General features: G+C 65.4%; 12 protein-coding genes. 7 read left to right on the top strand and 5 right to left on the bottom strand.

Features of this window, described 5'->3' with window-relative positions; all coding sequences use genetic code 11:
• The first annotated feature begins 36 nt into the window (after window positions 1-36).
• Complete coding sequence (locus LU671_RS00670) at window positions 37-669, top strand: glutathione S-transferase family protein (protein ID WP_232854665.1); 633 nt, start codon at window positions 37-39, stop codon at window positions 667-669.
• Window positions 666-1,610: a Nudix family hydrolase gene (locus LU671_RS00665; RefSeq protein WP_232854664.1), complete on the top strand. Its 945-nt coding sequence runs from the start codon at window positions 666-668 to the stop codon at window positions 1,608-1,610. The genes LU671_RS00670 and LU671_RS00665 overlap by 4 nt, the downstream gene beginning before the upstream one ends.
• Before the next feature lie 81 nt (window positions 1,611-1,691).
• Here the strand turns inward: LU671_RS00665 and LU671_RS00660 are convergent, their stop codons facing one another.
• The 3 genes from LU671_RS00660 to LU671_RS00650 are packed head-to-tail and all read right to left on the bottom strand — an operon-like array spanning window position 1,692 to window position 5,238.
• On the bottom strand, window positions 1,692-2,255 hold the full coding sequence (locus LU671_RS00660) for a cob(I)yrinic acid a,c-diamide adenosyltransferase (protein WP_203647899.1): 564 nt from the start codon (window positions 2,253-2,255) through the stop codon (window positions 1,692-1,694).
• A gap of 1 nt (window position 2,256) precedes the next feature.
• Window positions 2,257-4,284 (bottom strand): sensor histidine kinase, encoded by a 2,028-nt coding sequence (locus LU671_RS00655; protein ID WP_232854663.1) that lies wholly within the window; start codon window positions 4,282-4,284, stop codon window positions 2,257-2,259.
• Between the two features lie 36 nt (window positions 4,285-4,320).
• Window positions 4,321-5,238 (bottom strand): putative 2-dehydropantoate 2-reductase, encoded by a 918-nt coding sequence (locus tag LU671_RS00650; RefSeq protein ID WP_203647897.1) that lies wholly within the window; start codon window positions 5,236-5,238, stop codon window positions 4,321-4,323.
• Between the two features lie 100 nt (window positions 5,239-5,338).
• Between LU671_RS00650 and LU671_RS00645 the strand changes: the two genes are divergently transcribed.
• The 3 genes from LU671_RS00645 to LU671_RS00635 all read left to right on the top strand — a co-directional run bounded on the left by LU671_RS00645 (window position 5,339) and on the right by LU671_RS00635 (window position 8,191).
• Window positions 5,339-5,824, top strand: coding sequence for a YajQ family cyclic di-GMP-binding protein (locus tag LU671_RS00645; protein WP_203647896.1), 486 nt, complete (start codon window positions 5,339-5,341; stop codon window positions 5,822-5,824).
• 112 nt (window positions 5,825-5,936) lie between these two features.
• Window positions 5,937-6,776 carry a mechanosensitive ion channel family protein gene (locus LU671_RS00640; protein WP_203647895.1) on the top strand — a complete coding sequence of 280 codons (840 nt, stop codon included), beginning with the start codon at window positions 5,937-5,939 and terminating at the stop codon, window positions 6,774-6,776.
• A gap of 170 nt (window positions 6,777-6,946) precedes the next feature.
• Complete coding sequence (locus LU671_RS00635; protein WP_232854662.1) at window positions 6,947-8,191, top strand: MFS transporter; 1,245 nt, start codon at window positions 6,947-6,949, stop codon at window positions 8,189-8,191.
• Between the two features lie 130 nt (window positions 8,192-8,321).
• Here the strand turns inward: LU671_RS00635 and LU671_RS00630 are convergent, their stop codons facing one another.
• Both LU671_RS00630 and LU671_RS00625 read right to left on the bottom strand, forming a co-directional pair.
• The gene (locus tag LU671_RS00630) at window positions 8,322-9,869 is read right to left on the bottom strand and encodes an AmpG family muropeptide MFS transporter (protein WP_203647893.1); all 1,548 of its coding nucleotides are present in this window, start codon (window positions 9,867-9,869) and stop codon (window positions 8,322-8,324) included.
• Window positions 9,870-9,913: 44 nt separating this feature from the next.
• Window positions 9,914-10,267, bottom strand: coding sequence for an MGMT family protein (locus LU671_RS00625; RefSeq protein WP_110739830.1), 354 nt, complete (start codon window positions 10,265-10,267; stop codon window positions 9,914-9,916).
• A gap of 152 nt (window positions 10,268-10,419) precedes the next feature.
• On the opposite strand from LU671_RS00625, the gene LU671_RS00620 reads away from it, so the two are divergent.
• Window positions 10,420-11,427, top strand: coding sequence for a DUF481 domain-containing protein (locus tag LU671_RS00620; protein ID WP_232854661.1), 1,008 nt, complete (start codon window positions 10,420-10,422; stop codon window positions 11,425-11,427).
• A gap of 247 nt (window positions 11,428-11,674) precedes the next feature.
• The gene (locus LU671_RS00615) at window positions 11,675-12,400 is read left to right on the top strand and encodes a HugZ family pyridoxamine 5'-phosphate oxidase (protein ID WP_232854660.1); all 726 of its coding nucleotides are present in this window, start codon (window positions 11,675-11,677) and stop codon (window positions 12,398-12,400) included.
• The last annotated feature ends 24 nt before the right edge of the window (window positions 12,401-12,424 follow it).

Here is a 12,424-nt window from a genome sequence, read left to right as displayed (position 1 = left end):
GCAGCCCCAATATCCCGATTCCGCTGGAGCCCAATCATGAGCTATCACCTGATCATCGGCGACAAGCTGTATTCCTCCTGGTCGCTACGCGGCGCCCTGGCCCTCGAGCTGGCCGGCGTCCCCTACGAAGAAACCCTGGTCAAGCTCAACCAGCCTGACACCCGCCAGCGCCTGCTGGCCTTCTCGGCCACCGCCAAGGTGCCGCTGCTGCAGAGCGAGCACGGCGTGATCGCCGACTCCCTGGCCATCGCCGAATACCTCAACGAACGCCACCCCGAGGCCCGCCTGTGGCCCGAGGACATCGCCGCCCGTGCCCAGGCCCGTTCGGCCTGCGCGCAGATGCACAGCGGCTTCTTCGCCCTGCGTGGCGCCATGCCGTTCGACCTGTCTCGTGCCCAGGCGCTGGATGAGGTGCCGCTGGACGTGCAGGTCGATATCGACCGCATCGTTGCCCTGTGGAACGAATGCCGCGTGGTCGCCAAGGGCAACGGCCCGTTCCTGTTCGGCCGGCCGACCCTGGCCGACGCCTTCTTCGCGCCGGTGGCCGTACGCCTGCGTACCTACCGTGTTGCGGTGCCGGCCGAAGCGGCTGCCTACATCGAGACCATCTACCAATGGCCGGCCTTCCAGGCCTGGCAACAAGCTGGCCTGGCGGAGCGTGAAGGGTGAAACGGATTCATGTAGTCGCAGCGGTCATTCGTGGCGCCGACGGGCGGATCCTGATTGCCCGCCGCGCCGATACCCAGCACCAGGGCGGCCTGTGGGAGTTCCCCGGCGGCAAGGTGGAGGAGGGTGAGGGCGTCGAGGCGGCGCTGGCCCGTGAGTTGCGTGAGGAACTGGGTATCGAGGTCGCGACTTCGCGGCCGTTGATCAAGGTCAGCCACGACTATCCGGACAAGCAAGTGCTGCTGGATGTGCGTGAAGTGCACGCCTTTACCGGCGAGCCCCATGGCGCCGAGGGGCAGCCCCTGGCCTGGGTGGCGCCGCGTGATCTTGGTCAGTATGAGTTCCCCGAGGCCAACAAGCCGATCGTCGCTGCGGCGCGCTTGCCCGACCAGTACCTGATCACCCCGGACGGTTTGGAGGTGCCTGAGCTGCTCAAGGGTGTCCAGAAGGCCGTGGCCAGCGGCATCAAGCTGATCCAGCTGCGTGCGCCGGACATGTACGACCCCAAGTACCGCGACGTCGCGGTGGATGCGGTCGGCCTGTGTGCGGGCAAAGCCCAGTTGATGCTCAAGGGGCCACTGGAATGGCTGGGCGACTTCCCGTCGGCGGGCTGGCACCTGACCGCCGCGCAGTTGCGCAAGTACGCGGCCAAGGGCCGGCCATTCCCGAAGGAGCGTTGGCTGGCGGCGTCCTGCCACAGTGCCGAGGAACTGGCGCTGGCCGAGCAGATGGGGGTGGATTTTGTCACCCTGTCGCCGGTGCAGGCGACCCAGACTCATCCCGAGGCGGTGCCGTTGGGGTGGGACGAGGCGCAGCGGTTGATCGGCGGAATCAGCCATCCGGTGTTTCTGCTGGGCGGGGTCGGGCCGAGCGAGCGGGAGCGGGCCTGGGAGGTTGGGGCGCAGGGTGTTGCGGGGATTCGGGCGTTCTGGCCTGAGATCTGATACATCAGGCCATCGCGGGGCAAGCCCGCTCCCACGCCAGTCCACAATCTGGCGTGGGAGCGGGCTTGCCCCGCGATGCGTTCAGGCGGGCTTCTCGGCCGCTTGCCACAGCACTTCATTCACTCCCTGGCGCCGCCCAATGATCCGGGCCGCGACGAACAGCAGGTCCGACACCCGGTTGATATAGGCCAGCCCCACCCCCTCCAGCGGTTCCAGCGCATTCAGCTGCTGGCAACGCCGTTCCGCCGCCCGCGCCGCGCTGCGGCAGACATGGGCTTGGGCCACCAGCATCGAACCCCCGGGCAGGATGAAGTTCTTCAGCGGCCCCAACTCTTCGTTCCAGCGGTCGATGGCCGCCTCCAGGCGCTCCACCTCGGCAGAGTTCAACGCCTGGTAGCTGGGCATCGCCAGCTCCCCGCCAAGGTCGAACAAACGGTGCTGACAAGGCGCCAGTACCTCGATCAACTCGCCAAGCCCGGCCTCGGCCAGCCCGGCCAGCAGCACGCCCAACTGGCTGTTGAGGCTGTCCACCTCACCGATCGCCTCGATCCGCGGATGGTCCTTGGGCACCCGGCGCCCGTCGCCCAGGCCGGTTTCGCCTTTGTCGCCGGTGCGGGTGTAGATCTTCGACAGGCGATAGCCCATGTCATGTCTCCGTCTGGGTGGTGCTCGGCTGGGCCGGGCTCAGGGGCAGGCGCAGGGTGAAGCAGGTGCCCTGGCCGGGGGTGGACTGCACCTCCATCTGCCCCTTGTGGTTGTTGGTGATGATGAAGTACGACACCGACAGACCCAGGCCGGTACCCTGGCCGATCTCCTTGGTGGTGAAGAACGGCTCGAAGGTGCGCTTGCGCACCGTCTCGGGCATGCCGACGCCATTGTCCTCGACCTGGATTTCCGCCCACGGCGGATTGAGGCGGGTGCGCAGGGTGATGCGCCCCGGTTCGCTGGGCTGCGGGCGTTGGTGAATGGCCTGGGCGGCGTTCTTCAGCAGGTTGAGCAGCACTTGTTCCAGCTCGTTGGCGGTGCAGGGCACCGGGCCCAGTTGCGGGTCGAACTGGCGGACGATGGCCTGGCCCTTGAAGTCGAAGCCGATGGCCAGGTCGAAGTCGTTGCCGGCAATTTCCACGGCCTGGTCGATTAGCGCCGGCAGTTCGCAGGGGGCCAACTGGCGGTTGCTGCGGCGGCTGAAGCTGAGCATGTGGGTGACGATCTTGGCCGCCCGGGCGCCAGCCTGCTGGATGCCGTCGAGCAGTTGCGGCACTTCGCGGCTCTCCAGATAGCGGTTGACGGCCGGCAGGTCGATGCCCAGCTCGTCGGCCTGTTCCTGGTTGCGCGGCAGGTCTGGCGACAGGCGCCGGCGAATGTTCTGCACATTGTGCAGGATGGCGCCCAGCGGGTTGTTGATCTCGTGGGCCATGCCCGCGGCCAGGCCGCCGACCGAGAGCATCTTTTCCGACTGCACCATCATTTCTTCCAGGGACAGGCGCTGGGTGATGTCGTCGATGCGGATCACCACGCCACGTCCAGCGCCACCCATCAGCGGGTAGAAGGTCAGGGCATAGTGGCGCAGGTCCTCGCCCTTGGGCCAGGTGACCCGCTCGATCTTGGCCACCCGGTGTTTCTCCACGCTCTCCTTGAGCTGCGGCAGGAAGGGCTTGAGCGGCTCGAAGGCGAGGAACACCGGCTGGTTCAGCGCTTCGTCCAGCGGTGTGCCGGAGAGCACCGTGGCCTCGTGGTTCCACTGGGTGACGTAGAGCTGCTCGTCGAGGGCAATCAGTGCCGAGGGCATGGAGTCGATGATGCTGTTCAGGTAGTTCTGAAAGCCCGTGAGTTTTTTCTCGATCTTGCTGCGCACCTGGACTTCAAGTTCCAGCTTGCGGTTGGTGTGACGGGTTTCCTCGGCCAGGCCCTGGGCCTGGTCGTAGGCGTCCTGGAACTCGTCGCGGGTGCGCTTGAGCTGCTGCTCGCGGGCCTCGATGCGCGACAGCATGGTGTTGAACGCCTCGGCCAGGCTGCCGATCTCGTCATCGTTGCCGCGTTTGGCGCGCAGCGCATAGCTCTCCTCGCGAGTAACCTGGCGGGTCAGCTCTTCGAGGCGATTGATCGGCACGGTGATCAGGCGCTTGATCTGCCGGGCGATGACCAGCCACAGCAGTATGCTGAACACCAGGATGGCCAGGCTGGCGGAGAGCGTGCCGGTGTAGAACGCGGTGGGCAGCTCGCTGCTGGCCACCAGCAGCAGGTGCGCGGGCGGGGCGGCGCTGCGCGGCAGGCGGATCAGCTGGGTGCTGCGAAACTCCATCAGGCGCCAGCCATCGATGTTGCGGTAGCGCTTGGGCAGGGTCAGCGGGTCGCCGTGCTGCAGCTGGGCCAGCATCTGCCCGTCGCCGCCATAGATTGCGGCGGCGCGCAACGGCGAGTAGCTGTCGAGCTCCTTGAGCAGCGCCGTGGCGTTCTGTGTCGAGTCGCCGGCGCGCGCGGACAGCTGCGGGTTGGAGACCAGCCGGCCGATGGTCTGCAGGGCCTGGGGCGCCATGCTCTCCTGGGTGATCCAGTAGGCGGCGCTGATGAAGGCAAGGTTGGCCACCAGCAGGATGGTCACCAGCAGCACCAGCAGGGCCGCCAGCAGTTTCTGCCCGACCGGGAGGTTTTCCAGGCGTTGACGCAAGGTCATGGGTGAAGAGGTGTCCTGTCCTGTGGATAAGGGGCGTCAGTCGCTGCGCAAACCGCGCGCCTCGAGGTTTACCGCCAGGCGCCGGCGCAACTTTTCCAGATGCGGCACGCTGGCGCCATGCCGTGCGGCGGCGCGGCAGGCGTGGCCGAGCAGGTAGTGGACCTCGGTGCGCCGGCCATGGCGAACGTCCTGGTACATGGAAGAGTAGTTGGCCGCAGTGGCGATGATCACCCGCTGCACTTCCTCGTGCAGGTCGTTGGCGGCCTCGGGCTGGCCGCAGCGGCGCAGCAGGTCGGCCAGTTCGTCGCACAGTTGGTCGACTTCGGCCAGGTGGCCAAGCAGGCCGCCGTTCTGGCAGTCGTGCAGTACGGTGAGCGGATTGATCGCGCAGTTGAGCGCTAGCTTGCGCCACAGGCGGGTAGGGATGTCGAGCGCCCATTGGGCCGGGATGCCGGCGTCGTGCAGGTCTGTGAACCAGGACGGGACGTTGGGATTGGCCGGGTCGCCCAGCCAGTTGAAGCCGTGGCCGGCGAAGCGCACCTGCCAGTCGGCCTCGCGGAACGCGCCCTCGGTGCTGGAGGCGAAGATGCAGCGGGCGTGGGGCACCTGGTCGGCGACTTCGTCCTGGCTGCCCAGGCCGTTCTGCAACAGCACCAGCTCGGCGCCGTTGGCCAGCCGCGGGGCCAGACGGGCCACGGCGGGCGCGGCGTCGTAGGCCTTGCAGGCGACCAGCAGGCGATGGATCGGGCCGCGGGCGTCGGCAGTCTCCGCGGGGATCGCGTAGTGGTGGGCGCCGTTCTGTTCGACCAGGGTCAGCCCACCGCCGTGCTCATAGGCGGCCAGACGCTGTTGGTCGCGCAGGATCAGGCGGACCGCCTTGCCGGCGCGGGCCAGGCGACAGGCCCAGAGGCTGCCGAGGCTGCCGGCGCCGAGAATATGCCAGGTGCTGCTCATCTGCGTTTCGCAACCCGTTATAATGAGTCCGCATTTTAACCATCAAACCCGACGCGCTCCATCTTCAGGCCGAGCGCGCTTTTTTTTATGGAGAACAACCATGCCTTCGTTCGACGTGGTATCGGAACTGGACAAGCACGAAGTGCAGAACGCCGTCGAAAACGCCATCAAGGAGCTCGACCGCCGTTACGACCTCAAAGGCAAGGGCAGCTTCGAGTTCAAGGAGAAGGAGCAGACCGTACTGCTGACTGCCGAGGCCGAGTTCCAGCTCGAGGCGATGATCGAGATCCTGCGCTTGGCGCTGGTCAAGCGCAAGATCGACGTCAAATGCCTGGAAGCCAAGGACGCCTATGCCTCCGGTAAGGAAATGAAGCAGGAAGCCAAGTTCCGCGAAGGCATCGACAAGGAGCTGGCGAAGAAGATCGTCGCTCACATCAAGGACGCCAAGCTCAAGGTCCAGGCCGCCATTCAGGGCGAGCAGGTACGTGTTACCGGCAAGAAGCGTGATGATCTGCAAGAGGCCATTGCTGCCTTGCGCGCCAAGGAATTCGACATGCCGCTGCAGTTCAACAACTTCCGCGACTGATCCGCGGCGGCCCGGAACCTTGATGGCGCAGTGATGTCCATCGGGGTCCGGGCCGCTTGCTTTGCGTTGCCCGCCTCATTGTGTACTTGCCGTTCGGCATCAGGAGATAAACATGGATTTGAACGCTGAAGTCGATCAGCTGGTCCGCCAATCGCAAACCTGGCTCCCCTTGATCATGGAGTACGGCAGCCGCCTGTTGCTGGCGCTGCTGACTCTGGCCATCGGCTGGTGGATCATCAACAAGCTCAGCGCCCGCCTGGGCAAGCTGGTCGGCCTGCGTGCCGATGCGGCGCTGCAGGGCTTCATCAGCACCCTGGCCAACATCGTGCTGAAGGTGCTGCTGATGGTCAGCGTGGCCTCGATGATCGGCATCGAGACCACTTCGTTCGTCGCCGCCATCGGTGCCGCGGGCCTGGCCATCGGCCTGGCCCTGCAGGGGAGCCTGGCGAACTTCGCCGGCGGCGTGCTGATCCTGATGTTCCGTCCGTTCCGCATCGGTGACTGGATCGAGGCGCAAGGTGTCAGTGGCACCGTGGACAGCATCCAGATCTTCCACACCGTGCTGCGCACCGGTGACAACAAGACCGTGATCATGCCCAACGGCAGCCTGTCCAACGGCATCATCACCAACACCAACCGCCAGCCGACCCGCAAGGTGGTGTTCGACGTGGGCGTGGACTACGACGCCGACCTGCAGAAGGCGCGCAACGTGCTGCTGGAGCTGGCCCAGGACCCGCGCGTGCTGCAGGATCCGGCGCCACAGGCGGTGATCTCGACCCTGGGTGACAGCTCGATCACCGTGTCGCTGCGTATCTGGGTCAAGACTGCCGACTACTGGGACGTGCTGTTCATGCTCAACGAGCATGCCCGCGACCGTCTCAAGGCCGAAGGCATCGACATTCCGTTTCCGCAGCGGGTGATCCGCGTGGTGCAGGAGGCGGCGGTCCAGTAACGCCGCGTCGCTTCCTATCGCGGGGCAAGCCCGCTCCCACATGGCCAGCAACGGTCTTGTGGGAGCGGGCTTGCCCCGCGATGCTTTTCAAGACCCTTACACTTGTTCACAGCCGGGTACTGTCATTTCTGGCATATACCTTGATCCTGCCTACAAACCCGATGTCCGCCATGAAACCTTTGCTGTATATCACTCCCTTGCGCGCCTTGCTGTTCGGTCTGACCCTGGCGCTGTTCGAACTGCTGACCTACCTCGCCAGCGACGCGGTCATGCCCGCCATGCCGGTGGTGGTTGGCGATCTTCAGGCCAGTCCCGAATACATTCCCCACGCCCTCAACCTCTACCTGCTGGGCGGGGTGCTGCTGCAATGGCTGATCGGCCCGCTGGCGGATCGCTATGGCCGGCGCCCCTTGCTGCTGGTCGGCTGCATCTTCTTCGGCCTGGCCTGCCTTGCAACCTTCTGGGCGCAGGACATCGGCCTGTTCAACCTGCTGCGCCTGCTGCAGGGCATCGGTCTGGGCTTCGTGGTCACGGTCAGCTATCCGGCGCTCAATGAGGCGTTCAGCGAGGCCGATGCGGTGCGCATGATGGCCCTGCTGGCCAATATCGCCCTGCTGTCGCCGCTGCTCGGCCCGCTGGTGGGTACCCTGATGCTGCAGTGGCTGGACTGGCGCTGGCTGTTCGTGGCGTTTGCCGCAGGCGCGGTGCTGTGCTGGTTGCTGCTCTACCGGCTGATGCCGGAAACCCTTGGCGTGGAGCGGCGCGACGGTTCGCGCCTGCCGTTTACGCCCATCCACCTGCTGCCGTTGCTGGCTGGCTACGGCCAGTTGCTGGGCAATCGGCGCTTCGTGGCCGGCAGTGCGGCGCTGGGGTTGGTGGGGCTGCCGCTGATTGGCTGGATCGGCCTGTCGCCAGTGTTGCTGATCCATGACGAAGGCCTGAGCACCCTGGAATACGCGCTGTGGCAGCTGCCGGTGTTCGGCGGGCTGATCATGGGCAACCTGATCATCAACCGCATCGCCGATCGCTACCCGCTGCCGGCACTGGTGCGCGGGGCCCTGTGGCCATACCTGGCGGGGCTGTCGCTGATGGTCGCGGCGACCTGGTATTGGCCGACGGTTCCCAGCGTGGTGGCCGGCATGTCGCTGTACGCGCTGGGCCTGGGCGTGGCCAACGCCGTGCTGTACCGCATGACGCTGTTCTCCAGCGAACAGAGCAAGGGCCTGGTATCGGCGATGCTGGGGATGATCACCATCGCCTTGCTGGGGCTGGGCGGCGCGGTGTTGGCGATGCTCGGCGCGGGTGCGAGCCTGATGCACTTTGCCGTGGCGGCGGGCGTGGCGGGGGCACTGGCGTTGTGGCCATTGTGGTTCGTGGTGGGCAGGCGTTCGGGGGAAGGGGCTGTCACTCAGTAAACCCGAGTCCTGTAGGAGCGGCCTTGCGCCGCGAAAGGGGCGCAGCGCGCCCCCTGCAATAGTCATGTGGACGCTCTGAGTGCCGGGGCCGCTATGCGGCCCTTTCGCGGCACAAGGCCGCTCCTACAGGTCAGGGTTGCTCGGCGGTCGAGTTATTCACCGGCACCGGCTTTCCCCGACCAACCTCCTGCCGCCAGTGCAGGGCGATCAGCACCAGCGTCGGCACGCCGAGCAGCGCGGTGATCAGGAAGAAGTCGTGGTAGCCGAACTTCTCCACCATCACCCCGGAATAGCCACCGATCAGGCGCGGCAGCAACAGCATGATCGAGCTCAGCAGGGCGTACTGGGTGGCCGAGAACTTCAGGTTGGTCAGGCTCGACAGGTAGGCGACGAAGGCCGACGTGGCCAGCCCCGAGCTGAAGTTGTCCAGCGAAATGGTCACCACCAGCATTTCCAGGTTCGGGCCCATGTCGGCCAGCATCAGGAACAGGATGTTGGTCGCCGCCGAGGCCGCGCCGCCGATGAACAGGATCGGCAGGATGCCGAAACGCACGATCAGCAGGCCACCGGCACCGGCGCCGACCAGGGTCATGATCAGGCCGAAGATCTTGCTGACGCTGGCGATCTGGTCCTTGGTGAAGCCCATGTCGATATAGAACACGTTGGCCATCACGCCCATCACCGTGTCGGACATGCGGTAGGTGGCGATCAGCCCGAGCAGCAGCAGGGCCTGCCAGCGGTAGCGCGCGATGAAGTCGTTGACCGGTGTGAGCACCGGCGCCAGGCCGCGTCGGCCCAGGGACGACAGGCACGCCCAGGTCAGCAGCACGTAGAGGATCAGGCGCAGGAAGGCGCGGTCCTCGAGCAGCAGGTCGAGCATGGTCGAGTCGCCGAACACCACGCTGGCCCAGTCGGTGTTGAACAGCTGGGTGAAGCTGGCGGGCACCGAGACCAGCAGGATGATCAGCACGAACACCGAGGCCAGCTGGTGCATAAGCCCGTAGCGGGCCGCCGACAGCTGGGTGCGCAGGGGCACCGGCGGTTCGCGCATCACCAGGGTGGTGAACAGCGCGGGCAGCATCAGCACGCCGAACAGCACGTAGGTGCCGGTCCAGGCCTGGTGCAGGTAGCTGAATCCGGTGGAGCCGAACCACTCGGCGAAGAACAGCGCACCGGCGGTGGCGAGCAGGGCGGCAACCCGGTATCCGGCCATGTAGCTGGCGGCCAGGGCGGCCTGGCGCTGATCGTCGGCGATCTCCAGGCGGTAGGCGTCGACGGCAATGTCCTGGGTGGCGGAGGCGAAGGCCACCAGCACCGCCAGGGCAATCAGCCACGACAGGTGCTTCTGCGGGTCGCAGAAGCCCATGCCGATCAGCCCGAGCACCACCAGCACCTGGGACAACAGCAGCCACGAACGACGACGGCCCATGCCGCCGAGCAGCGGCAGGCGCCATTGGTCGAGCAGCGGCGACCAGACCCACTTGAAGGCGTACGCCAGGCCGATCAGGCTGGCATAGCCGATGGTCTCGCGCGCCACACCCGCCTCGCGCAGCCAGACCGAAAGCGTCGAGAACACCAGCATGTACGGCAGGCCGGCGGCGAATCCGAGCAGCAAAAGCACCAAAGTTGACGGGCTGGCATAGGCAGCGAGCGCAGCGCGCCAGGTTTTACGGGGCATGGGCCAACATCTGCCTCAAGGTTTGCGAAAACAAAGCGCGCACTCTAACCGCTGTGCTCCATTGGACGCCAGCCATGGCGCGCCATATCCACACGATTATTGGCCACATTCACCCCTTCTGCGCGTAGACGGGCGCGTTGTTCGTCGCCCGACGGCGTGCCCAGGGCCAGGCTCAGCCGACCGCCGGCACCCAGCACCCGGTGCCAGGGCAGGCGAGTGTCCGCCGGCAACTGCCCGAGGGTACGCCCGACCCAGCGTGCGGCACGGCCGAGGCCGGCCAGTTCGGCCAGCTGCCCGTAGCTGACCACCTTGCCGGCGGGCACTTGGCCCAGCACCGAGTACAGTGCCATTCGTCGGGCCTCTGCGTCTTCCGGCGGGGAGGGTGGTGGCATGGACATCACGGGGTACCTGGCCTGCGGATGAAACCGGACAGGCGGTCCGGGCAAATGCGAGTGGAACTCATCGGCATGCTCTGGGTCTGTCCTTGCTCAGGTTGTCGGTATCTGGATAATGCCCGGCTTTTTCGTCGAATCGAACCCATATTGCGCTTATGTCTTCTAGAACCCTGCTTTGCCTCATCACCGCGTCCCTCTGTACTCCCGTGCTCGCCGACACCGTGTGGATGAAGAACGGTGACCGCCTGAGCGGCAAGATCAAGGTCTTCGACGGCGGCAAGCTGCTGCTGGAGACGCCCTACGGCGGTTCGATCGCCCTGGACTGGAAACAGGTGAAGACGCTGGAGAGCGACCAGGAACTGCTGGTCAAGCAGGACGCCTACTCCGGCGAGAAGGCCAAGTCGCTCAAGGCCGCCGAACCGGGCAAGGTGACCCTGGCCAACGGCGATGCGCCGAAGACCGTCGAGCTGGCCAGCATCGAGCAGATCATGAAGCCACGGCCGGTGGTCGAGGACTTCCTGTGGAAGGGCAATGTCGATGTGGCGATGGACTACAAGCGCGCCGAGAACAATACCGACGACTACGACGTCAGCTTCAAGACCACTGCCCGCCACGGTCGTTGGCGGCACAACGCCGAGGGCGAGTACAACCGCGAGACCAAGGACGACGTCACCACCACCAACAACTGGAGCGCCGAGTACGCCCTGGACCGCTTCATCACCGAGAAGTGGTTCTGGCAGGGGCGCCTGGAGTACAAGCGCGACCATATCGAGGACCTGGCGCGCCAGCGTACCGTTGGTACCGGCCCAGGCTACCAGTTCTGGGATGACGAGCTGGGCGCGTTCTCGCTCGGTTCGCTGATCAACCGAACCGATTTCGAATACCGCGATGGCGGCAAGGACAACTTCTATTCCGCCGCGGTGAAGTGGGACTACAACCGCTACCTGATCGGCAAGAAGGTGGAGTTCTTCACCAATGGCGAGGTCGGCAAGCCGCTGGGCGGTGTGGCCGAGTACGCGCTGGATGCCGAGATGGGGCTGCGTTACAAGGTGACCGAGTGGGCTTCGCTCAACCTGAAGGCGGAGAAGGACCTGATCAAGGGCACCCGCGACAGCGACCTGGACAAGACCCGCTATACCGCCGGGTTTGGTGTTACCTGGTAAGTCGATCCGGTAACGCGCTGCGCGTGCTCTTTGTAGGAGCGGCCTTGCGCCGCGAAAGGGCCGCAAGGCGGCCCCGGCGATGTCTGCCTCATCGCTGAGATCCTGGGGCTGCTATGCAGCCCTTTCGCGGCACAAGGCCGCTCCTACAGGGGTATGCGTAGATCTACACGGCAGCAGACCCAGTGGCAGGGGCGGGTGATAATGCTTATCTTGTCACCCATCCAGTCTGTCGCCAGGAGACTCTCCAGTGAGTACCAACGCCCTCCGCCCCGCCCGGGAACTGCTGCTCAAGGAATATCGTGGCGTTCTCTCGACCCACTCCAAGTCCATGCCCGGCTATCCCTTCGGCTCGGTGGTGCCTTATTGCCTGGACGCCGAGGGCCATCCGCTGATCCTCATCAGCCGTATCGCCCAGCACACCCACAACCTGCAGAAAGACCCCAAATGTTCGCTGCTGGTGGGCGAGCGCGATGCCGAGGACGTCCAGGCAGTCGGGCGCCTGACGGTGATGGCCGAGGCGCGCAAGCTGAGCGACGACGCGGCCATCGAGGCTGCCGCGGCCCGCTACTACCGGTACTTCCCTGAATCGGCCAATTACCACAAGGCCCACGACTTCGATTTCTGGGTGCTCGAGCCGGTACGCCACCGCTACATCGGCGGTTTCGGTGCGATCCACTGGCTCGACCAGGTGACCCTGGCCAACCCGTTTGCGGGCGAGGCCGAAAAAAGCATGATCGAGCACATGAACGATGACCATGCCAATGCCATTGATCACTACGTAAAACTGGCGGGGTTGCCGCGCTCGGCGCACATGGTCGGCATCGACAGCGAGGGCATGCACCTGCGTATTGGCCAGGGCATTTACTGGCTGCCTTTCCCGTCTAGTTGCAATACGCCGACACAAGTCCGTGAGGCCTTGGTTTTGCTGGCGCGCGCTGACAAATGGCCGGATTCGACGCAGGTCGAGGGTTGAAAACAGGCGTCGAGGCATCCATCT

It is taken from the genome of Pseudomonas sp. NMI760_13 (genome assembly GCF_021283245.1).
Taxonomy (GTDB): Bacteria; Pseudomonadota; Gammaproteobacteria; order Pseudomonadales; family Pseudomonadaceae; genus Aquipseudomonas; species Aquipseudomonas peradeniyensis.
The sequence above is the reverse complement of the archived record's forward strand: the minus strand, read 5'-3'. Positions and strand labels throughout refer to the sequence as shown.